Source organism: Dyadobacter fanqingshengii, from assembly GCF_023822005.2.
Lineage (GTDB): Bacteria > Bacteroidota > Bacteroidia > Cytophagales > Spirosomataceae > Dyadobacter > Dyadobacter fanqingshengii.
This window is the reverse complement of the sequence record NZ_CP098806.1, coordinates 2,522,546-2,544,222: the sequence shown is the minus strand read 5'-3', so window position 1 is coordinate 2,544,222 and position 21,677 is coordinate 2,522,546. Positions and strand designations below refer to the sequence as shown.

The window sequence follows — 21,677 nt, the reverse complement described above, 5'->3', positions numbered from 1 at the left end:
ATATTTTTGATTTCTGAACAATCCCAATCCACCCTTACGCTCACTATGAAACCAATCCGTTACATCATTCAAAATGAAACAGTTCTGTATAATTTGAATGATTACATCCATTTGCTTCTTGATGCGAAGGTTTTGCATCCGGTCATGCCGCAGCTCAGGAAAAGTATTAAGGCAGGCAAAACGCCCATGCAGATCGTTTTGGAAAAATTGGAAAAGTTCGAACCGGCCTATTACATGCGTTACAACCACGATTTATATGTCAACTGGGTGTTGTTCGAATACTTTTTCAGGCCATTGAAGCCATTGCTGGTTAATGCTTCCGACTGGCGGGATGAGGCGGGGATTTTCAAGCAAACACAGCTTTTTATCAATGAGTCTACACTCAAATCGAATAAAAAAAGCGGCACCGAGGCCGCTTCCTACTTTCAGAAAATCACAATGAAGCTCGCTCCGAGCGACTAATACCCGTATTCAATGTTGTATGAATAAGGTGGGAAATTCACGCTTTCTACGCGTACAGTAACTTTGGACGGATACCCGTTAGGCAAATAATCGTATGTGTAGTAAGTGTTTGAAATGACTTTCGAACCAGCGTAGTAAATCTCCTGCACCGGATTATTCGGGCTGAGCGATCTGATCGAAATCTCACCATAACTGTCCAGGCCCATTTTGAAGAACGGATTCGGATGGTCATCATACTTATAATCGACATCATTTCCTTTCGCTTCCAGCGGCTTCTTGGTCCAGCTTTTGGCGACGTTGTTCTGGTCGTTGCGAACGTAATACACATTCGTGCTTTGATTTTGTGAGAGGTCAGTCCAGATTTCCTGCCTTGTTATGAAACCCTTATCATTGAATGCGTAAATTCTTGTGGAAACATCTGTATTTCGAAGATCTTTCCGCGTAACGTAGCGCAGGGAGTCGTTAATCGGATCCTCGTAAGTTACCAGAAACGAGGGTTCAAGCGAATCGCCCTGGGACTTGGTCATAATCTCAACCGTCTGGATCTTGCCCTCAGCCCTTTTGAAAAGCACACGTTGCGAAAGGACCGGCGCGGATGATGCGAAACGACGTTCTTCGGTTAAGACCTTTCCTTCATAATTATATTCCGCTTCCAGGATTCCGTTAAACAGCACTTTTTTGAGCTCAACCTCTACTTCGCTTTTCCCGAAAGGCGCTTGCTGCTTATCCAGCGCACTTTCGCCCGCCGGGTCCGGATTCTTATCTTTATCGCACGATAAGAATGAGAGAATGGCAAAAATGTAAAGTAATTTCTTCATTGCTACAAAAGGTAAAACTAATTCTAAGCAAGTTATTAATATAAAATTAATGGACAATAGGTTACAAGAATGGATTTTTCCAACGGTCGCATTACCGCACAAATGCTGTTCAATATCGGACAACCAAGGCATGGAGGAGTTTTTATAAAATATTCATTTTCATGCACTTGGAAGAGGTTTTGCAACGTGGCAAGCTATTTTTTCCAGTAAAGACAGGATTTCCCAAACTACAATATGATAGCAAATTATTTCAAGATCGCCTGGCGTAACCTGCTCAACAATAGCTTCTACTCATTACTCAATTGCCTGGGCTTATCCATTGGCCTGGCTGTGGGCATACTCATATTGCTTTGGGTTCAGGACGAATTGAGTTTTGACAGCTTTAACAGGCAATCGAACAGCATTTATAAGCTTGAAAACCGCGTGGGCACAGGCGCGAGCCAGCAGATCTGGACCGGCACCGTAGCGCCTATTGCAGGGTTTGCCAAAAGAGAAGTTCCCGAAGTGAAGGACGCTGCGAGAATTACCTATAACGGTGCTTACACATTGTTCAGATATAAGGATAAGGTTTTCAATGAGGAAAATACTTTTTTCGCTGATCCCACTTTGTTTACAATGTTTGATTACCAGCTTATTCACGGCAACAAAAGCAAGCCGTTTCTTGATAATCATTCAGTTATACTCACCGAAACTACTGCCAGACGTTATTTTGGCAGCACGGATGTCCTAGGGAAAGCGATCACTTCGGATCGGGCGACTTTTACAGTGAGTGGTGTGATGGCCGATTTTCCTGAGAATTCCAGTATCAAAGGAGACATGGTTTTTTCCATTTCACTTCGGTTCCAAGATGTGTATACAGGCCGCAAGGATGGCAAAACGAAAGACAATGATTTCACTGAATTTGACTACACCACTTATTTCCTTTTGCAGCCAGGCCGACCGCTTGTGGAAATCGCGACCACGCTCCGCAACATTCATTTGCGCAATAAGCCGGATGACACGGATCTGACTTACCTGTTACAGGCATTGCCGAATGTACATTTATACAAATCAGACGGCACAGAGCAGGGCATCGAAACGGTAAGGATGTTCACGATCATAGCATTGCTGATCCTGATCATTGCGTGCATTAATTATGTCAACCTTTCTACGGCGCGTTCGTTGCTGCGCTCAAAAGAGGTAAGTATGCGCAAGATCGTAGGCGCAGCGAGAATCCAGCTTTTTATTCAATTTCTCGTAGAAACCATTCTCCTGTTTTCCATCGCAACATTGCTGGCGGTTATAGTCATGTATGTCCTGATGCCCTTTTTCAACCAAATCTCCGGCAAAAAATTGGTGTTGGACTTTACAAAACCACATATATGGCAGGTTCTGGGAGCAACAATCGCGGGAACATTAGTAGCCTCGAGCATTTACCCGGCAATGCTGTTATCCTCTTTTGAACCACTCAAATCCCTGAAAGGCAAGGTTTCTTCCGGATTAAATGAGGCAATGTTCCGTAAAACGCTGGTTGTTATACAGTTTACCGTTTCGGTCATTCTCATCGCCGGCACTTTGATCATCAGTAATCAGCTCAAATTTATCCGGTCCAAAAGTTTGGGATATGACAAAACGCACGTCTTGTCATTCTACATGCGCGATCTGACGAAGCATTATGATGTGATCAAATCCGAGTTGTTGAGCCAACCGGGCATTACCGACGTCAGCAGGTCCAATTTCAATGTGGTCCTGATCGGGGGACAGACGGGCAGCAGCAACTGGGATGGAAAAGAGCCGGGCGAAACGATGATGATCCGTTTTATGAGCGCGGATAAGTCCTTCATTCCGTTTTTTAAGATGCAGCTGAAAGAAGGGGCGAATTTCACAGACGCGCCATCGGACTCCAAGCATTATATATTGAACGAGACAGCCGTGAAAACCGCCCGGATCACCGACCCGATCGGCAAACGTTTCAAGCTTTGGGACATCGAAGGAACGATCATCGGCGTTGTAAAAGACTTCCATTTTGCCTCTATGAAACAGAAAATCGAGCCGGCAGTTTTTGTCTACGATCCCAGTAACATGAGCCGTATTTACATCAAAACCACGGGTAATGATGCCAAAAAGGCGATTGCGGCAGCAGAAAGCGTCTGGAAGAAATTCAATGCAGATTCACCGTTTCAATATGCGTTTCTGGATGAGGCGTTCAACAGCCTTTACAAGTCGGAAGAACAGACGGGCCTGTTGTTCAATATATTCGCTTCCATAGCTATTCTTATTTCGTGCCTGGGTTTGTTTGGGTTGGCCACTTATACTGCGCAAATCCGGAAAAAAGAGATCGGGGTCCGCAAAGTTTTGGGATCGAGTCTGGCCGGGATTGTCCAGCTTTTGGCAAAGGACTTTGTTAAGCTGGTATTTATCGGGATTATTATCGCAGTTCCGATTGCCTGGTATGCCATGGACAAATGGTTACAGGATTTCGCTTACCGCATGGAGATGCCCTGGTGGGTCTTTGGTTTTGCGGGTCTGCTGGCGCTGGCGATTGCCTTGCTGACGATATCATTCCAAAGCATTAAGGCTGCATTAATGGATCCTGTCAAAAGCTTACGGAGCGAGTAAAAGCCTTTTCAAGGTTTTTTTGTCTTCGCCTCAGCCAGTTCGCTGTTCAGGTCATCGTGCTGCTGCATCAGGATCAGGTTTTCTTTTTGAAGCGAGGTCATTTTCGTTTTCATGGCTGCCAATGTGGTGTCACCAGCTTTGCTTTTGACAATTTCGTTAAACAGATCTACGTAGCTGGTGATAATGCTCGTGTAAAATGGCTGCTGATAAGCATTTTGAAGATCGCCTGTCCATTTGAAAAGCGGCGCCAGTGCTTCTGATTTCACGTCGGCAGCCTTTTGGATTTGGATAACCAATGTATCCGCGTCGTTGGTGTGGCGTATTAATTTTTCAACCTGCTCATTTGTGATGGCAGTCACTTCGCTTTGTTTTTTTGGTATTTCAATCAATGAAAAATAGAGCAAAAAAACGATCATCAAAATCATCAAAATATAGCACAGCGAGAAGCGGAGTATGGTTGCATTTCGCTGCGCAGCATTGATTGGCTTCATGGATAGTCGGTTAAGGTAAGCCCAGCAGGACCTGCTTGATCATTTGATTTTGAGATTTTAACTCTGCATTCTGTTCTTCCAACTTAGAAACCAGTGTGCTAACACGTTTCATTTCACCTGCCTGCTCATTTCGTTTGCTTAATAAATGCTTGTTCAGCAGGACTCTGACCTGGTAATTCCGGATAAGTTTGGACGCCAGCAGGGCAGGGGATGTTTGCCCTGCATATTCCTTCTTCATCAAAGCAAATTGCCTTTCCAAAACGGCGTCAGTGCTCGCTATCGCGATCTGATCATTGGAAGTGAGTGCTGCAACATGTTGTTTGTATAAACTGTCCAGAACGATCACTTCCTTCCGGAACTCACTTTCTTTGTCCTGGCTGATCAGCTTTGTTTGATTGCTCTTCCGAAACTTGGGCGTGGCATAATAAAAAGCAATGCTCCCGAAAAGCAGTAAAGTCAAATTGATCAGTATATACCATTGCGATCGGTTCATATCTATTCAGGTTAAGCAATGTCCCATTTCCCAGCGTCGACATAGGGAAGTGCCAGCAGGTTTTGAAGGAGAAAATCAATAAAGTCCAGATATCCTTTCACATTGTCGAGCAAGAGGCTGCAATCATTATGATTGTAAGGGCTTGTCAGCACCGAATCGATCATGGAGTCCATTACCGACTTGGTTACTTCTCCGTAATGCGTGTTGAATTTGGTCGTTCCTGCTACATTATTTCGCAGATATTGGTAAAACCGATTGGCACTGCTTTCGGAAAGACAATCAATGGCGGTGCGCATGGTGCGGGCATATCTGACCAGTTCCTGGATAAAATGGACAGGAGGCAAGTCTTTGGAAATGAGCCGGTAATGATCAATAATTTCCAGTCCGGCAAAAACCAGTTTTTCCGAGATCTGGTAAATGTCCCGGGCAACCGGCGACTGGTTCTGCATCCCATTTATCTTTTTTTGGATCAATATTGCGGTCTGGTGAATGCTGTTGATCTGCTTTCCACAGGTTTCGTAATACCAAAGTAAGTTTTCACCGAAAACACCGGCCGAGGGAGGAATGTAATCGTAATCAGGAGAAAACATCTGCCCTTCAAACCGTATCCTGAAGACTGGCATGCTATGGGCGTCCGAAAGCTTTTCATGAACAGAAAGCAGTTCGAGCATGGGTTTTAGCGTCACAAATGGCTTGCGAAGCGGCTGCTCCTCCATATCATATTCGCCAGTTTCTGTTAGGCCAGACAGTGAAATGCGCAGGACTACATAAAAAATCCCAACATTGCCGAGCCGGTTTTTATAATCCATTAACGACAGGCTTACACTGTCCGGATCACTTCCTGCGTCCCATTCCACGCGTATGCCGCCCGGCGTAACGGCACGGCAGGACAGCATTTGAATGGTGTCGCCCAGGACCCGGAGCTGAATTCCCGCACCCGAATTATCGGCGGCTGGCAGCAGGCCATAATTATGCGCATTGAGAAAAATGGCAGTGGCATCGCGCAACGCGTCGCGGATCGCGTGGTCGTGTGCGACGAGATGTCGCTGGGTGATTTTCATACCATCCCGCCAGTTCAGAAATGGATAAGTGATTTCTGGAAGTGTCATGACCGGATTGGATTAGTGCTGATTGCATAAATAATGTCATTTCCCTTTACATCATTCTCAAAAAGGGTTTTCTCTGTATCTAAAATGATCTTTTTCCTCTGAGGGGAGTATTTGAACAACATCCATTCAAGCGGAAGTTGGTTATCGGACAAGAACTGGATCGGTTTCTTGCGATATTCCCGGTGTTTGTTATGAAAAGATATGAAGTAATGGAAAAGCTGTCCCAGCGTGGTATTTCCCGGGTATTCCACTTCATAACCTTCGAATGGCTCGTTTTTGCCGGGAACGGGTGTGAAGTTCATCATTACCCTGACCGTTTCAACAGGCACCAACCTGGGAACCGGCTCATTCACTGGATAAGTCCAGGTTTTGTATCGCAATGCCGGGATTTTCATCCAGAGTTCGTAGGAAACGAAAATCAGCGCGGGTAGGAGGAAGGCGGGGGAACCGGAGAGCAAAAGATACTGAAAAGGATTTTCGTGATCCAGTAAGTTGTAAGTGATGATATATCCGGCAATGCCGACAAAATAAAGCGAAAGTCCGGCAATGAAAACGTCCAGCAAGGAATCATTGCTCCACCATGACAGCGTCATCGGCGCCAGTATCAGATACAGGATACCCATTAAAAAGGACATGGCGAGCAATACGATAAAACCGGTTATGATCGAATTTGTTTTTGAATTAACAAACCCTAAAATTGCAAACAGAAGAAATGTCCAGATCAGCCAGATCGCCCACCGTAAAATGGACATTGCGCTTCCTTTTTCGTACATTAAAATACCAGTAAAGGCCAGCCCGGATAATAATGCTAATAATGCTGGTAATATCTTGTAAAACAACTCCATAGGTGCGAAAAATCACAAAATTGTAGAATAGCCGAGGACACCTGTTTCCCTGGTTTTATTAATGGTGAAAAAGCCTCTTTCAGCGATCAGTAACATGTCCCAGGTAATTTCGGCCGGCAGCAACAATCCGCACAGGAATGTCAGAGTGCGGTAATGTTTTCCGAGCGGCTCGTGGCTCCTGAAATGATAAAGCTCATTGTCTGCCACCGGGCCGATCCTGATGTTGATATGATCCGGATCTTGATATTTTCCATGCAGGATCCAATCCACCCCTAATGTGCCTTTGCCTAGCGGTTGCAGGAAATCAATTCCAATGCTCTGGTTTGATTTCTGTTGATCTGTTTCGAAAACGACTTTTTGTCCCAGCACTTTTTCAAAATAAACCTGGCAAGCCGGCATATTGCCGACGATCAGATGTGCGTGAATGGTCAATTCCAAAATTGCTTCCTTCTGCTCCGGGGACAGTTCCAGGTCCAGATCAGGCCATAAATAATCGAAAAGCGTATCGTGGTAATGGGCAAATGGATTCACAACGGAATGATGCTCATGCATTTCCAGCGCCACCCGCTGCCTCCCGAATTCTATATCAAACGGCGAGAAGAACGTTCTGGCCTGATTAATGCCTGTTTCGTAGTAATCAATGTCTTCCAGCACAACTTCGGTGGAACGTTCGCTCCGGCTGATCGTGGGCTGGAATATCATCCCCGGCGGCAGCATATCCGAAATTCCCTCCCGTGCCATGCGCACTTTGGAATAAGTAATCTGAAAATCAGTGTCCCGGTTTTCTTCTGTTACGGCTGTAACGTCCCTCGATCCAGAGCGGTTAAAGGCTCCGACGGGGGTTAAAAGAATGTTTTCAGGTGAATGGATTGCTGCTTCGGCGATTTCACGCGCCACAGTTTCCGCCCGTAAGTCGGTCTTCAATGCGAGCAGCGTTTCGGCAACCTGGTATATTTCCATCACATTTTCCAGTTAAATCCGTGAACAGAAACATATAAGGGCATCATCCCGACCGACTTTTGTTGCAGGCTGTTTTTTACCAACCTGGCCTGCCTCATCCAGTATTCATCGTTCTGATCTTCGATATTGGGGAATATCAAAACATCCAGTGCGAAGCGAAGGCCTTCCTTTTGCCCTTCACCTATGCCCAGTCCTTTTTTTACCTCAACTTTTAATGCAGAATCGCCTAAATAATTTTGTGCAATTGTGCGGTAATCCTCGATGGTGACGGCTCGTCCGCGCGTGAGCAATGTTTCTTTGAGTGCCTGTTGCATTTGAACATCGTCCATCGGAGCCCGGCCGCCATTGGTGGGAAGCATTAAAAATGATGCTTCGGCCTTGAACTGGTTTGTAGGGGCAGCATTCAGTTTTGTTAGTGCGCGGAGGCCATTTGCTTTTTCACCTTCGGAAGTCCAGAAATACACATCGAGTATCGTTCCTGCTGACCGGGTTTTTACCAGGATGTAAACCTGGGGCAATGCGAAATCAAATGTATCCAGGTGTTCCTTCAACTTGCTCACGCTCTGATTGATCTTATCCAGATGGTTGGAGACAATGGAAATATCGAGCGCATTAAATGCAGCCAGGTCGTCGCGCATTTTTGCGGTAACATCGTTCAGGCTTTGAAAAGCATCGCGCTTATCGAAACGGGCAACGCCGCGGTTGCGCAGTGCATATACATTTTGCCCACTGGCAAACTTATTTTTTTCAGTTGACAAAAGTGTTTCCCCATCTCCATTCACGACTTTTTCAATTGCCATAAAGCCATCATCGTCTTTCAGTCCATATACATTGAAAAGCGGCTGCAATCTGCCCCGTTGATGGACCAGCTTGCGGTTCAGGACCGGAACGCAGTTTGTAAACACCTCCATTTTGTCCAGCGCAACGGGTGTTATCGAAGCCGGGCACCGCATTTTTATCCAGAGCAATTTATCGGGAAAGAGTGTTTTTGCATTGGCTTCCGGCATCATTGCGGACCATTCTTTGGGATAATTTTCCAGCTCCGATCCGGCTTTAAGTTTGGTAACGGTCATGAAGTGCGCGTTGTATGATTCCCTCACGCTTTCTTCAATGGGTTTGAAAAAATCTCTTTTGTTTTCAGCATTCTCCATGGGCACAATGCGATCCTGTGATTCATAATGCTGAATGGGATCGGTAAATGTGCCAGGAGCGCTGTTTGAGAACTTAATTAGCGGAATGTAGGGAAGGTTTTTGGATTGATCAGCGATCGCGCTCCAATTGAAAAACAATGTCATTTGGTCGGGCACTTCTTTTTCCGGTGTTTCGATGGCAACCCAGCAGATCTGCTGCTCGATGGGTTTGCCGGGGATCCGGAATGCAGTTTCTCTCTGAAAAGTGGCGCTGACCTTATCAATCCGCGAACCGGTTACGATGAAGCGAACAGTTGCGCCCGAAAGCCGGAAAGATCCGGCCGGGCTCATGGTAATCTGATTATTTCCCTGGGTTGTGAACTGGTCCGAAGGGGTAATTTCGATGGGCCCGGAATTGGTTTTTATCAATAATACGGAGTGTGCGGGAATTATGCCTGTAATCGTTTCGGGCAGCACTGCCTCCGCCATACGCTTCACGGTATGGGATTGCGAAGATTCAATTTCCTGCCAGATCTTCTCGGTTTCAGTTGCAAACGCACCAAATAGCAGATCCACCAGCGGGTCGAACGAACCATTTTTCAGGTCAATTTCATCCACGCCCCATTGCCGGGCAGCTTCCTTATGCAAGCGGCTTTTTATGGACTCTTTGGTTTCTAAATTCGGCATAATGTTGGATTTCGACTTATGCAATTCAGACCACGGTGATGGGCCCGAAGAACATCAAGAATGTTTCGTCAAAGTTTTCACCGGACTGGATCACAGTTCCTCTGACTCTTATATTGAGACGATTTCTGATTCGGGTGACCTTATTTTCCCTGCTTAATTCCTGTAATTCATCCCTTTGCACATCCACATCGTGGATTTTTAGACGCGTCTCATATTTATGAACAGAAAGCCTGATATCGTCCCTGACCTGGTCCAGCCAGATATTCAGGTTGTCTGTTTGTTCAAAATCTTTTTCCCACAGCAAGCACTGGAATCCGTTGTCATATCGCCATTCACCGCGCTGGGTCAGCAGCAGGAGGTAAATGTATTCGCGCGCCGATGCCTTAATTGTTACCTGCGGCAAAGGCTTTTTTTTGAGCAGCGCGCCAAAGTCAACCGGAATGCGATGATGCTTAGCCATTGTTTTAGTTGATCATTACCATGGCTGCTTTCAGACTTGCCTGCGCGCCGCCTTCGAGGGCGAGTTGTGCGTTGCCTTTAATGCTGGTTTGCGACTTGCCTTCCACATTCACGGTGGCGCCTCCGATCTGCATTTTGGCCTTGGCTTCAATGCTGCCTTTGTTGGTTTCAACCATCCAGTCTTGCTTCGCATTCATACTGATCTTATCTGCCTTCATTTCAATTTCTTTGGCTTCCAGCTTGATTTTCCCATCACTTTTTACACTGATCACCGGCTCGCCGTCCAGGGTCAGGATCACCTCATTCTTGTTATCCTTATTGTAAATCCGGATCGCCTCTTTACCATTCGAATCATCTATAATAATATGGTTACCGCCTTTGGTAATGATCCCTTTGATCATATTGTCCTTTTCGAAAAGGTTACTGCCCGGCAGTGATGTGCCCGTAAACATCGATCCGCGCACGAAAGGCAGATCAGGGTTGCCAAATTCAAAATCGACAAAAACCACTTCATCAATTTCAGGGACAAAATAAATGCCCCGCTCGTCGCCACTCATCAGGTTGGCAACCCTCGCCCAGGGCGTCGAATCGCTATCTTTTTGCCAGTAAAATTGCACTTTCACCCGGCCCATTTGATCCGGATCATTGGTGTCAATCACTTTGGCTGGCTGGGATTCTGCCTTGGGTTGGAAAACCTGGTAAGCCACGGGAGGATAATCAATGTCCTGCGGAATGGCTTCAAAACTGTTTTGATAGAAACCGCGGGAATCTACATAATGTCTGATGTTTGTAATGATGAATGAGCCATAATCGTCGGTGCGGATGACCTTGCCATTTTCTTTGACGTCGTCTTTAACCTTGATCGGGCTTCCTATGCTGATTTCCAGGCTGGTCGACGAACCTTTGAGGATTGCAAGGCCGTTGGACGATTTGCTCTTATTGTTCTTGACAGATTTTCCGATCGTTGATTCGTTATCATGGCCGGAAAGCTCGATGTTTAAGACCTCTTCGCTGAACATGCTCTCAGACTTGGATAGCGCGAGCTGCGCGAAATCCTGCAAGTCTACATGCTCATTTTTCGATGAAACCTGAAATTTTTCGTCCTTTAAATAGCTATAATACTGCCCTTTGAATGTGAGTGGAGTTAGTTTCAATTCATACTCCATTTGCGTAAGGTTCACGCGGTATTCTAGATTTGCAACATTCGTTTTACTGCGAGTTGATTTTCCAAACAGCAGTTCCTCTCCGTCATAATAAAACCATTCACCGTAAGTTTCGGCCAGGCGTTGCAAGAATTGATAGTTGTCTTCCTGATATTGCGTGATATAGGGAATTGTTTCGCGAAATTCCGGTGAGATTTTGGCTTTCAGCAAACCCTTAAAAGGATTTACAATCTCCTCCACAATGTCTGCCAGCGATTTTTCTGAGAATGCGCGCGTGTTGCTTCCCGTCTTAAACAAAACGGTTGGGCAAACGCCATAAATGACCAATGTGTTGTCAACGGCATCATTCATCTGAATTTGAACGCCTTTGACGATCCCTATGAACGTGTGCTTGGTTTTTTCTTTCAAATTGTTGGAAATGTCCGCCTCGCCCTGCATAATCGTCGCTGTCACTTTTTCACCGGCCCATTTTTGGGTTAATTCTTTCAGGCTTACCTGGCTGTCAATGCTTTTGCCCAACAAGTCGTTGATATCCTCGAAAGTAACGTGGATCTCTAAACTGTGCTGGGAATCAAAAGGTTGTAACAAGCTCAAAAAGCTAAACTTTTTCAGGGTCAGCCCGCCAAGGTTTACATCTATCCGGTTTATCATTGACATGTTGTTTTCTGGAATAGATTATTTTACCAATTTCAATGAAGGGCCGCGGGGATCAACTTCCGGCGGTTTCACGATGGGTTTTTGCCTGAACGCATCTATGAGCTGACGTCCCCATTTCCCATACTCTTCTTCGGTTTTCCTGGCCGACCACTCTTCAAATACTCCGGTTGGAGAAAAAGCATAAACATCTTCAAACGTTCTGTCAAAAAGCGCGGCGCCGGGATGCTGGATCATATCGATGCCAATCCTTTGATTGACATAGTCACGCACTTTATAATAGTTAATGCCTGTGACCGTGTTATCGCCATTTTGTTCACCAAGCAAGCCGAGATTACGCGATTCATCGCCTGTTCTGATAATGTCAAAAAGGTCATAATCTCCGTACAGATATTTGCCGTCCAGCGTAACACACCCATGTCTTTCAGATCGCTCGTCCAAGTCAAGGCCATAACCCGAATTAGGCTTATGAAGCGGATTTTGTCGCAGGTTCAGATTGTATTTGGCTGCATATTTCATCCACTCTTTTTTTGCTTTCTCAGGTTTTTCAAAAGCATTGGGATGCATTTCAAAACTAACGACCAGTCCGGCTGTTCCATAGGACCGGCTGTCCCTGTTTGCAGTCTTAAACTTACAATTCAGCGGTTTCGGGATACAATCAGCCCGTCCTACAAACTTCAACGAGTTAATGTTAGTCTGGCGTAAGAAGATCCAGGATGCCGCATGAACAGCCGCACCCTTAAAGATCTCAATATCCCTTTCCCGCATTTTGAGGTTGGAGTTCGCCATGTATTCATTTCAAAATATACGCTTCATTGATCTTACCACTTCTTCTCAAAAGCCACACCATCAACGGTCAGCTTTTTACATGAAATCGTAATGTTCTCGGTCATTGTGCCGGTTGTTCCGGCGTCCATGGATTCGCTGTAACCTACAACTGCGCCGTCTTCGAATTCTACGGTTTTGAAATCTTTGTCGATATCGGAAGGATCTTTGAAAACCACTTTCCCTTTGCTGCGTTTGGTCGGGTGGATTGCCAGTTTCCAGAATTCAGATTCTTTAACACCTTCTACAACCAGGGAAACATTTCCTGCGAAAACCTCGGAAGTGGTTTTTCCGGTAACATAATCAGCACTTTGCGATACTGAATAAGAGCAATGATGGAGTTTGCGTGGCGAACCGCCGTCAATGGATACTGTTGCTTCGAAAGCCATGGTTGAAAAGAATTTTAAGGTAGAAAATAGTTACAAATTGAATAATTACTTGATCTCGGTATTCCACTCATCGCCTCCGTCCATGCCGGAAAGGCTTACCAAAAAGCTCCTGGCTGAGAAATGCGGGGTAATGGAAATGTCGAGGATAATGTTTTTAATGTCGTTCGGATCACGGCGGATGTCTTTGACCGTGTAATCCTTGATCAGCTTTTTCGATCCGGTAATGCTGTTCAGGAACTTAGAGATTTGCTTCCGGAGGTTATCGTCTGTATCGTAGGTCCAGTTTTGAAATGCATAACGATCCAGGAAGTCAACCAGCACCTTATTAATCCAGTCAAAAACACGGACAACCGAATAGGTTTGCAATCCAACGTTATCGCCGTTGAACATGGTCCTGTCCGAAAACGCCTGCACTTTCCCGTAAGCCGACAGCATTGGAATCAGCCCCATGCGGTTCATATCCCCGGCCTGGTTGCGGTCAATGTTGAAACGCGTGCCTTCTGCGCCCATCAGCATTCCGTATGTTGCACCCGCCACCGGCTGCGACATGAGTACCGAGTGCATTCTTCCCGCAAGCGCCGTTGAGGGCGGAATGTGCAATGCTTCTTCTTCTCCCAAATCGTTATATGCTTTTCTTCCCACAAGCCAGTTGCAGGCCATCAGTAAGTTAGCCTTATGATTGCTGGCGTCGGAAAGTTTATTTTTTTCAAATGAAGAAATAGCCTCTTTTACGTCTACAAAATCCTCATAATCGGTGATCATCATCACTTTATGCTTGCTGGCAACCCGCGCAAATGAATCGATTACGGTGTTTTTGCCCATATAGCCAGGGATTACCATGAGCGAGTAGTTATCGCTCAGGTCGTACACCTGATAGTTATTATGCAGCTCTTCGTCAATGGTTTGCAACACTTCGCCATCCTTAATGTCCGCCACCTGGTCCATGGAAGCATTCACCAACGTGAGCTTCGGAATAGAACGTTGCTCCGTATTGAGCATGAATGTGGAAAGTCCCTGATAGGCAACTTCGAGATCCCGGGACGCTTCCAGGATGGAGGATTGATTTTTTTTAAGTAATGCCTCATTCAGTTCTTGTCCTGCCCGCGCTTTGGACTGCATTTCATCCACGGAGGCACTTTCGCTGATCAGCTCAGCCCACAGTTCGAGGCGTTGCAGCAGATCTTTTCGTTCCTGCTCTGTATCTTCATCGGAGAGATAATTGGCTTTGGCACCTGCCTTCTGGGGGTTAAGATCCCGCACTCCCTCTACGGTGGTTTCAATGAATTTGAATCCGCCCAACGATTTCAGCAGTTCCAGACTATCATTCAGTGAAAGCTGCTGAGAGGCCGTTTGTGCTGCCGACGGCTCCTTAAATGCAGCTTCCGATCCTAATGGTTGGGTTTCTTCCTGTTGTTTTGCCATGTCTGTATGACTGGTTAAAAAAGGTTTTTGAAATAGATAACAGGGATTACAAGCTTTCCTTCAGCTCGCCGATCAACGTCTGCAATGCGCTCAGATAGGTAGCGCGCGTAGCGGGGTCGCTCAATGCTTTTTGTAATTGGCGGTTGTTTTTCAGGTTTTTGTAAAAACGGTCGTAATTATATTCTTTTCCCGAAAGCTCCTTCAAAAACGGACTTTGCTCCAACATTCCCTCCGGAGAGAAATCTTTCATCTTGGTAAAAGACATGGTTTCAAAAACCGGCGCACCGTTCTCGTCCTCGAATTCAGCTTCTACTTCGGGCTTGAAATGTTCGAAGACGGCCTCCATGGTTTCCAACCCGGTAACCTTTTCCTTTTCAGGATTACTGTTAAAAGCCGAGACATACAATGTCCTTGAAGGAGGCAGGGCCTCTATTTTTTCATAACCTTTGTTAGCATCGGGATCCACGTTTCCGCCCGGGCGAATGAAGTCAAATTGGCCAGCCATAAGCTTTCGTATTTTAAATTTTATGGGTAAAAATTTTAAATCAAACTGAAATAACGTGCATTATTATACGTAATAAAACTAATGCTCCCACAAATAAGCATCCGCTTCTCCAAGGCTCAGCTTCACCTCGCTTCCTTTTCCTATCTCTCCTGAGATGATCATTTGGGAAAGCGGTTGCCGCAGCCGGTTGCTGATCACCGCCCTGACCGGCCGCGCCCCGAACTGCGGGTTGTAACCTTCCAGTGCCAACGCCTTTTCAGCTTCTTCGGTAATGCTCAATGTAATGCCCAGCTTGTCGAGGCTCTTGCGCAATGGCCGCAATTGGAAATTGAAAATCTTGCGAATAGTGTCTTCCGTGATCGGGCGGAAAGGTGTCAGACCCGTAAGCCGCCCAAGGAATTCGGGACGGAAATAGCCTTCCATATTCTGAATCAGGTCAGTCTGTGAGGGCACGCGTCCTTCGTTGAATTCCTTTACTATAAACTGAGAACCAATGTTGGAAGTGAACAGCAGGATCGCATTTGTGAAGTCGCCTTCCCGGTCCAATGTGTCGTGTAACCGTCCTTCGTCCAGAATTTGCAGGAAGATGTCGTAAACTTTTGGATGCGCTTTTTCAACTTCGTCGAAAAGCAAAACGGCAAAAGGCTGTTGCCGGATGCGTGTAACGAGCAAACCACCTTCCTCATAACCAACATATCCCGGAGGCGAGCCTTTCAGCAGCGAAACCGTATGCTCCTCCGCATACTCGGACATATCAAAGCGGATCAGCGCTTTTTCATCATTAAAAAGCAATTCAGAAACCGCTTTTGCCAGCTCAGTTTTTCCCGTTCCCGTTGGTCCCAGCAAAAAGAATGAGGCAGGTTTTCCTGTTTCGCCAACCCCTGAACGACTCTGTCTGATCGCATTGGAAATGATCTCAATAGCCGTGTCCTGCCCCACAACCCGTTTTCTCAAATGGTCTTCCAGCTGTATGAGTTTCTCTTGCTCATTCACCTGAATCTTGCCCAGCGGGATTCCCGTCTTGTAAGCCACTACGGCGGCAATATCCGTTTTGTCAACCAGTTCTTTATGCTGCTGTCCCTGGAAAGCTACTTTTTCGAGCAGTAACGTTAGTAATTCAATGGCTGTCTGGGGCTCTTCAATGTTCTTGATATCATTAAGTTCCTCAATCTGTCCGAGCAAAACAGGACTCAGCCGATCGTGCAATTGCTGCTCAAACCACCGCAGCTCTTCCAGGAATAAAGCGGGTTCGGCTTCTGTGTATTCGTCTTTCAGCCTTGCAAATTCCTGGTTCAGATAGTCAATTTCGCCTGGGGTGGTTTCCGTCATCAGTTTGCGCGCGGCCATAGTGCGGTCGATCAGGTCCAATGCTGCATCGGGCAGCCGGCGGTCTTTAATGTATCGCCTTGATAACATCACTGCTTCTTTTACAGCATCTGTATCGAGATTTAAGCCATGATGTTTTTCAAATTGGGGCACAACCTTTTCGATCATTCTGCGGGCGCGCACATCGTCCGGCTCGTCAACTTTTACAATTTCGAAACGTCTGCTGAAAGCTTCGTCTCGTTCCATGTATTTGCGGTATTCGTCCAGCGTTGTGGCACCAATTACCGTCAATTCGCCTCTTGCGAGTTCTGGTTTAAGGAGGTTTGCTAGTCCCGGAACGCCGCCCTGTGGATCCATCAAAACATGTATCTCATCAATAAAGAGCAATGCCCTTTCGTATTGTTTTATTTCTGCAATAATATTTTTCAAACGGTCTTCCACTTCGCCTTTGTAGGAAGCGCCCGCAATCAATGATCCCATATCCAGCTGGAAAAGCTGCGAATTCAGCAAATGCGCGGGGACATTACCATTGATTATCAGATGGGTCAATCCTTCCACCAATGCCGTTTTGCCCACACCCGGTTCGCCAACAATGATCACATTGGGTTTTGTTCTTCTCCCTAATGTCTCCACCATCATGCGGGTTTCTTTTTCGCGGCCTACGATCGGATCGAGTTTGCCAGCTTTTGCCATAGCGATCTTGTCAATACAAAATTTCGCTATTGCTTTGGCCTGCGGATTTGCTGGCGGTGCAATGGTGGCCGCCGATGCAGATCCGTTTGGCAAGGTTGTTCCATTGTTGCCGGAGTCCATGGACTGAACTTCTTCCAGCGTCTTGGTCAGCAGGAAAGATTCGCTGAGGGGAAATGCTTTCAGTTCATTTTTGTTAAAAGCAACCTCGGGACGGGTGAGCGCGATCAGTACGGCAAAAGGAGAAACTTCCTGTTCGCCCAGTTTGAGCCGTATCACATCCGCGACTTCCATCGTTTTCATGACCTTTTCGTCGCCAGCCGGTTCTTCAACTGCCCGCGCCGATTTCGGGTATTTTTCGATCTTGTATTCGGCCCAGTCACGAATAAACTGAATGTCTGTTCCCCAAGCCACAAGTGTGCTGCCTATCCCTACGTCATTATGTAGAAGACCGATCAGTAAATGCGACGGTGAGAATGTCGCATGCCGGTATTCCCTGGCAGTTGCCTGGGCAACCTGCAATGCACGTATCAATTCGTCGGTGAGATTTGAAGTCAGCATGAAGACCCGCTTAAAGGTGTAATAAATTACCGATGCAATGTTATTAAAGATAAAGGGCGGGCGAAATACGTCATTTGACGTATTTTTTAGCATTACCACTTTTTGCTACTTGCATTGGTCTTGAAACCGGCTTTTGAACTTCATGAATCCATCTGCAAAGCGAATTACGATTGGCCGTAAACCAGGTAACACCATTGTCCTGAACACGCACGATGTAAGCGGCACACACGCTTCGCTTACATTAGTGACGCCCGTCACGAATACGTGGGAGATTCAGGATCTAGGGTCTGCAAACGGGACTTTTGTCGATGGAATGCGGGTGTACAGAAAGGAAATTACACCTGCGAACCAGATTAAGCTGGGGCAAACAATGCTGTCTTGGGAGCTTATACTGGACCCACGACCATTGCCTCCGGTAGTGCCGGTGATGCAAACAGCCAAAGTCCCTGAACCCGAAGAGCCTTCCGCAGAACAGGAAGAAATACGCGAGATTGCCTGGAACCTGAAAAAAGTAAGTGACGACTTCCGGGAAAAGCGAAACCGGATCGCAGAAATACAGGCGCAGGAATCCATCAATTCCAGGATTCAGGGTTTGGGTTTTCCAATGGGCGCGGTGATTGGTTCGCTTGCCCAGGCGCTGCCGCCGGATTATAAGATATTCGGTTACGCTGGTGGCGTCATTTCGCTCGGATTTGCGGTGAGTGCGTTGATCAGTTCGAAGAAATTGAGCAAGGAAAAAAAGACATATACAGGGCTTGACGACTGGTACAAGATCAATTACGTGTGTCCGCATTGTCACACATTTATTCAGCAACCATTTGAGCTGCTTGAAAAAACAAAGAATTGCAGGGCATGCAAAAAGCCCCTGATTCCTTAATATCATACGGATATCTTATGAACAATCTAGATTTTGAAAAAACCCAGATCTGGGCGAAAAACCTGGCAGCTAACCCGGTTCCGCCTGTGGCCTCCATTCCCAAACCGTCCTTAAATTTTCAAAAGCCGGCTTTCAGCATCAAGAAACCCGTGCTTCGGCCTTTGACAAAAGAGGAAAAAATTACCCTGGCAGCGGGCGGCGCATTGGCGATAGGCCTGGGAGCCATTGTCATCACGAGTTTGTCAGAAGAAGATGTAGATGCTCCGTCAGTTATTCCGTCCGTAGCAAATCTGAATGCACCAAAACTGGATCTTGATTCGCCGGAGCCGGTTGTAAAACCAGCAGCCCCGGAGCCCGCACATCACACGCCGCCAACACCAAGACCGCCTTCCAGGCCACATGAACCAGCCCGCGAGCATTCCAAACCAGACGGCCTTCATGCCCTGATCGACATTCCGGAAACACCCGAAGTTGCGACTACGCCGAAAGACGAGCAAACTTTTATTGATGCGTTCAATGCTGCCAGAAAGGAAGTGGGGCCGGCCGGACTTTTCGCCTGGCGGGACACTTATTACAGCACATTCACCGACAAAGAGTGGGAATCCGTTGCGGAGGACAAGAAAGCATTATGGCTTGACGGCGCCCAGCCAATCATTGATCCGCACGTGGAAAATGTGGTGCAAGTGGCTGAGCCGGTTGCCGAGCAACAGAATGTGATCGTGGCGGAAAGGGGAGCAGTTACTTGGACAGGAATCGATAAAGACGAAGACGGACAGGCAGAAATCCTGATGGCGCGTATCAATGGCCAGTCTCCTATGGTACTCATGGATACCGACGGCGATGGGCTGCTGGATACGCGGTATGATTATGAGGCTTCCAGCGGAAGGACTTATGCCTCGGTAATCGATCCGATTTCAATGAGCGCCGCGGAGATCGCACAGCTTGAAATTGTTCCTGTCGGGCCTGATATGGGTTTTTTCAATCAGTCTACAAGTGGGCATTCGTCTGAGTCATTGCCCGTCTCTATTGTAGAATATGGGGATAGCTATGTTGTAAGCCTGGATAGCAATAATGACAATACAGTTGATGCAATTACTTATTTAACGGACGATAGGGGCCCGATTGTTGGTCTGGATCACGATAACGACGGGCAGATCGAGACAGGTTATGTTTACGATTCGGAGAGCGGAACGATCAACTTCCAGGAAACCGCCCCGATGGAGGAAATGACCGTTGGCCCACCGGAATACCAGTTGTTTTCGGAAGCGTCAGGCCAGGAAGAGCTTCATACACCGGATCTGCCGGATGATGAAGCATTGTCGATGAATGAAGACGATGAGGTTACCGACGATTTTGATTCTTATTTTAAAAATTCCCCGGACGAGTCGGACGAGTATCAAAATACCTGAGTAAATGTTTAACATGGCAATAAAATGGAAATAGCATGCAGAAAGTGCGGCGCCGTGCTATCCGTAGCCAGCACCGCTATACCCATTGTCAAATGTACCAACTGCGGTTATCCTAATCCCGTGATCGCCGGGGCACAGCCGCCGCCTGCACGGCAGCCAATGCCCGCTCCGGCTGCACCATCGCAACAAATGGCCGTGCCGCCACCGCCTTCCATGTCCCAGCCGCCGAGGCCAGTGGCAAGCAGGCAGGCGGCCAGTGCGCCGGAATTGGGCTGGCTGGTAGTCCATGACGAAAATGTGGACCAGCAAACACATCCCTTGCGAATTGGCAAACAGGTTATCGGCAGGAAAAGCGTAAGCCGCCCGTGCGACATTATGATTGAGACGGACGATCCTTACATGGGTCGCAACCATTGTATTCTGGAAGTAAAGCCAAGCAGGACTGGCAGTTACGAATTTTTTCTGTCGGACGTTAAAATGACCAATGGTATCCCGGAGCAAATGAGTACGAACGGAACATTCGTGAATTCGCAGCCCGCTCCGTTGCGTCCAAAAGATATGGTGTATCTCAAAGATGGGGACACCATTCAAATGGGAAAGACCAAAGTGGTAATAAAAACACTGATTACCGTCGCCAGCGCCCAGGACGCATCCCGGATCGTGCAGGATATGGACTATGCGCCGACCGTGATCATTAAGTAAAAGCACCCAGATATGCCAGGATTTTTAAAGCCTTTTTCGGAATGAAAATATCGATTCACCAGCCAGCCGGTTTTAACGAAATAGGCGGACGCTCCAACAATGAGGATAGCATTTATCCCATTCCCGGAACCGCCACAGTTTCGGACCGGCTTTTTTTGGTTTGTGATGGTGTTGGGGGTGAGCATAAGGGCGAGGTGGCAAGCTTTCTGGCTTGTAAGCATATCAGCGACTGTTTTTCCGGGATTGGTGAATCAGAAGCTTCGAAGACATTTGTTCAAAAAGCGGTTGATTCGGCAAGAGACGCATTTATTAAAACAGAAAAAAATGACCCCGATACAGTGGGAATGGCCACTACCCTGACATTGCTATATTTTGATAATACGGGTGCAATACTGGCGCATCTGGGTGACAGCAGAATTTACCAGATCCGAAATGGGAAGGTCATTTTTCAAACGAAAGATCATAAATGGGTGAATGAGCTGGTGGAAAGTGGGGTGATCACAGAGGAGCAGGCCACGCAGCATCCGCAGCGGAATGTGATTACAAAAGTAATTACGGCTTCCCGTTCGGACGAGACAGACTATATGCAGATCACGGACATTCAGGCAGGGGACTTTTTTTTCCTGTGTTCCGATGGCGTGCTTGAACAGCTTTACGATGACCTTTTGGAATATCATTTACGCGATAACCCCGACAACCATCCTGAGCCGATTGAAATACTGGAAGCAATAAAAAATGAATGTGCGCATAAAACCAATGATAACTTTTCGGCCTATCTCATAAAAATAGAGTCAGTGGAGCAGCAAAAAGCTGAGGAAGAGAAGGTGAATGAAAAGGTGGTGAATGCAGTGATTCCTGAGCCGGTTGTTCCGCAGCAAGCCGCAAACAAACCCCGCGGAGTATTATTTGGCCTGATCACATTTGCGGTTATTTTTTGTAGTGGACTGATATTTCATTTTGTCAGATCAGAGAAACAAGCGGAAAAAGCACTTTTTGAATCAAAAGTCAATGTAAATGGACGTGACACTGTGCAGGTAGAAATTCCCGGCCGGGCGGTTGCTGAGCCGGAGATTGCAGATTAAGCTCGAATAAGAAGTGAATT

At 46.7% G+C, this 21,677-nt stretch carries 20 protein-coding genes; 6 read left to right on the top strand and 14 right to left on the bottom strand.

Going from position 1 to position 21,677, the window contains the following annotated elements; genetic code table 11:
* The first annotated feature begins 45 nt into the window (after positions 1-45).
* A complete protein-coding gene (locus tag NFI81_RS10610; RefSeq protein ID WP_234612463.1) occupies positions 46-462 on the top strand; it encodes a hypothetical protein in 417 nt (138 codons plus the stop codon).
* On the opposite strand, the gene NFI81_RS10605 is transcribed toward NFI81_RS10610, so the two are convergent.
* On the bottom strand, positions 459-1,280 hold the full coding sequence (locus tag NFI81_RS10605; RefSeq protein ID WP_234612464.1) for a hypothetical protein: 822 nt from the start codon (positions 1,278-1,280) through the stop codon (positions 459-461). The genes NFI81_RS10610 and NFI81_RS10605 overlap by 4 nt on opposite strands.
* Before the next feature lie 234 nt (positions 1,281-1,514).
* Here NFI81_RS10605 and NFI81_RS10600 point away from each other — a divergent pair, with 234 nt between their 5' ends.
* Positions 1,515-3,878 (top strand): ABC transporter permease, encoded by a 2,364-nt coding sequence (locus NFI81_RS10600; RefSeq protein ID WP_234612465.1) that lies wholly within the window; start codon positions 1,515-1,517, stop codon positions 3,876-3,878.
* Positions 3,879-3,886: 8 nt separating this feature from the next.
* Here the strand turns inward: NFI81_RS10600 and NFI81_RS10595 are convergent, their stop codons facing one another.
* From NFI81_RS10595 to NFI81_RS10535, 13 genes are all read right to left on the bottom strand, one after another.
* Positions 3,887-4,369: a hypothetical protein gene (locus NFI81_RS10595; protein ID WP_234612466.1), complete on the bottom strand. Its 483-nt coding sequence runs from the start codon at positions 4,367-4,369 to the stop codon at positions 3,887-3,889.
* Positions 4,370-4,379: 10 nt separating this feature from the next.
* Complete coding sequence (locus tag NFI81_RS10590) at positions 4,380-4,862, bottom strand: hypothetical protein (protein ID WP_234612467.1); 483 nt, start codon at positions 4,860-4,862, stop codon at positions 4,380-4,382.
* Between the two features lie 11 nt (positions 4,863-4,873).
* The gene (locus NFI81_RS10585; RefSeq protein WP_234612468.1) at positions 4,874-5,971 is read right to left on the bottom strand and encodes a FliH/SctL family protein; all 1,098 of its coding nucleotides are present in this window, start codon (positions 5,969-5,971) and stop codon (positions 4,874-4,876) included.
* Positions 5,968-6,816 (bottom strand): TssN family type VI secretion system protein, encoded by an 849-nt coding sequence (locus NFI81_RS10580; RefSeq protein WP_234612469.1) that lies wholly within the window; start codon positions 6,814-6,816, stop codon positions 5,968-5,970. The genes NFI81_RS10585 and NFI81_RS10580 overlap by 4 nt, the downstream gene beginning before the upstream one ends.
* 12 nt (positions 6,817-6,828) lie before the next feature.
* Entirely contained in the window at positions 6,829-7,776 is a 948-nt protein-coding gene (locus NFI81_RS10575) for a hypothetical protein (protein WP_234612470.1), read from the bottom strand.
* Positions 7,776-9,593, bottom strand: a complete 1,818-nt coding sequence (locus tag NFI81_RS10570; RefSeq protein WP_234612471.1) for a hypothetical protein — start codon at positions 9,591-9,593, stop codon at positions 7,776-7,778. Before NFI81_RS10570 ends, NFI81_RS10575 begins: the two co-directional genes overlap by 1 nt.
* A 25-nt stretch (positions 9,594-9,618) precedes the next feature.
* Positions 9,619-10,053, bottom strand: coding sequence for a GPW/gp25 family protein (locus NFI81_RS10565; protein ID WP_234612472.1), 435 nt, complete (start codon positions 10,051-10,053; stop codon positions 9,619-9,621).
* A gap of 4 nt (positions 10,054-10,057) precedes the next feature.
* Positions 10,058-11,866, bottom strand: coding sequence for a type VI secretion system Vgr family protein (locus NFI81_RS10560; RefSeq protein ID WP_234612473.1), 1,809 nt, complete (start codon positions 11,864-11,866; stop codon positions 10,058-10,060).
* A gap of 24 nt (positions 11,867-11,890) precedes the next feature.
* Positions 11,891-12,658: a hypothetical protein gene (locus NFI81_RS10555; RefSeq protein WP_234612474.1), complete on the bottom strand. Its 768-nt coding sequence runs from the start codon at positions 12,656-12,658 to the stop codon at positions 11,891-11,893.
* Between the two features lie 32 nt (positions 12,659-12,690).
* Positions 12,691-13,083: a type VI secretion system tube protein TssD gene (gene tssD, locus NFI81_RS10550; RefSeq protein ID WP_234612476.1), complete on the bottom strand. Its 393-nt coding sequence runs from the start codon at positions 13,081-13,083 to the stop codon at positions 12,691-12,693.
* A 45-nt stretch (positions 13,084-13,128) separates the two neighbouring features.
* On the bottom strand, positions 13,129-14,505 hold the full coding sequence (locus NFI81_RS10545; RefSeq protein WP_234612477.1) for a DUF5458 family protein: 1,377 nt from the start codon (positions 14,503-14,505) through the stop codon (positions 13,129-13,131).
* Positions 14,506-14,551: 46 nt separating this feature from the next.
* The gene (locus NFI81_RS10540) at positions 14,552-15,010 is read right to left on the bottom strand and encodes a type VI secretion system contractile sheath small subunit (RefSeq protein WP_082213002.1); all 459 of its coding nucleotides are present in this window, start codon (positions 15,008-15,010) and stop codon (positions 14,552-14,554) included.
* A gap of 78 nt (positions 15,011-15,088) precedes the next feature.
* Complete coding sequence (locus tag NFI81_RS10535) at positions 15,089-17,587, bottom strand: ATP-dependent Clp protease ATP-binding subunit (RefSeq protein WP_234612478.1); 2,499 nt, start codon at positions 17,585-17,587, stop codon at positions 15,089-15,091.
* Between the two features lie 142 nt (positions 17,588-17,729).
* On the opposite strand from NFI81_RS10535, the gene NFI81_RS10530 reads away from it, so the two are divergent.
* From NFI81_RS10530 to NFI81_RS10515, 4 genes are read left to right on the top strand one after another with little or no spacing between them, the layout of a single operon-like run.
* Positions 17,730-18,464, top strand: coding sequence for an FHA domain-containing protein (locus tag NFI81_RS10530; RefSeq protein WP_234612479.1), 735 nt, complete (start codon positions 17,730-17,732; stop codon positions 18,462-18,464).
* 17 nt (positions 18,465-18,481) lie between these two features.
* Positions 18,482-19,873, top strand: a complete 1,392-nt coding sequence (locus tag NFI81_RS10525) for a superantigen-like protein SSL4 (protein WP_234612480.1) — start codon at positions 18,482-18,484, stop codon at positions 19,871-19,873.
* A 24-nt stretch (positions 19,874-19,897) separates the two neighbouring features.
* Positions 19,898-20,575 (top strand): FHA domain-containing protein, encoded by a 678-nt coding sequence (locus tag NFI81_RS10520; RefSeq protein ID WP_234612481.1) that lies wholly within the window; start codon positions 19,898-19,900, stop codon positions 20,573-20,575.
* Between the two features lie 41 nt (positions 20,576-20,616).
* The gene (locus NFI81_RS10515) at positions 20,617-21,657 is read left to right on the top strand and encodes a PP2C family protein-serine/threonine phosphatase (protein WP_234612482.1); all 1,041 of its coding nucleotides are present in this window, start codon (positions 20,617-20,619) and stop codon (positions 21,655-21,657) included.
* Positions 21,658-21,677 lie beyond the last annotated feature (20 nt).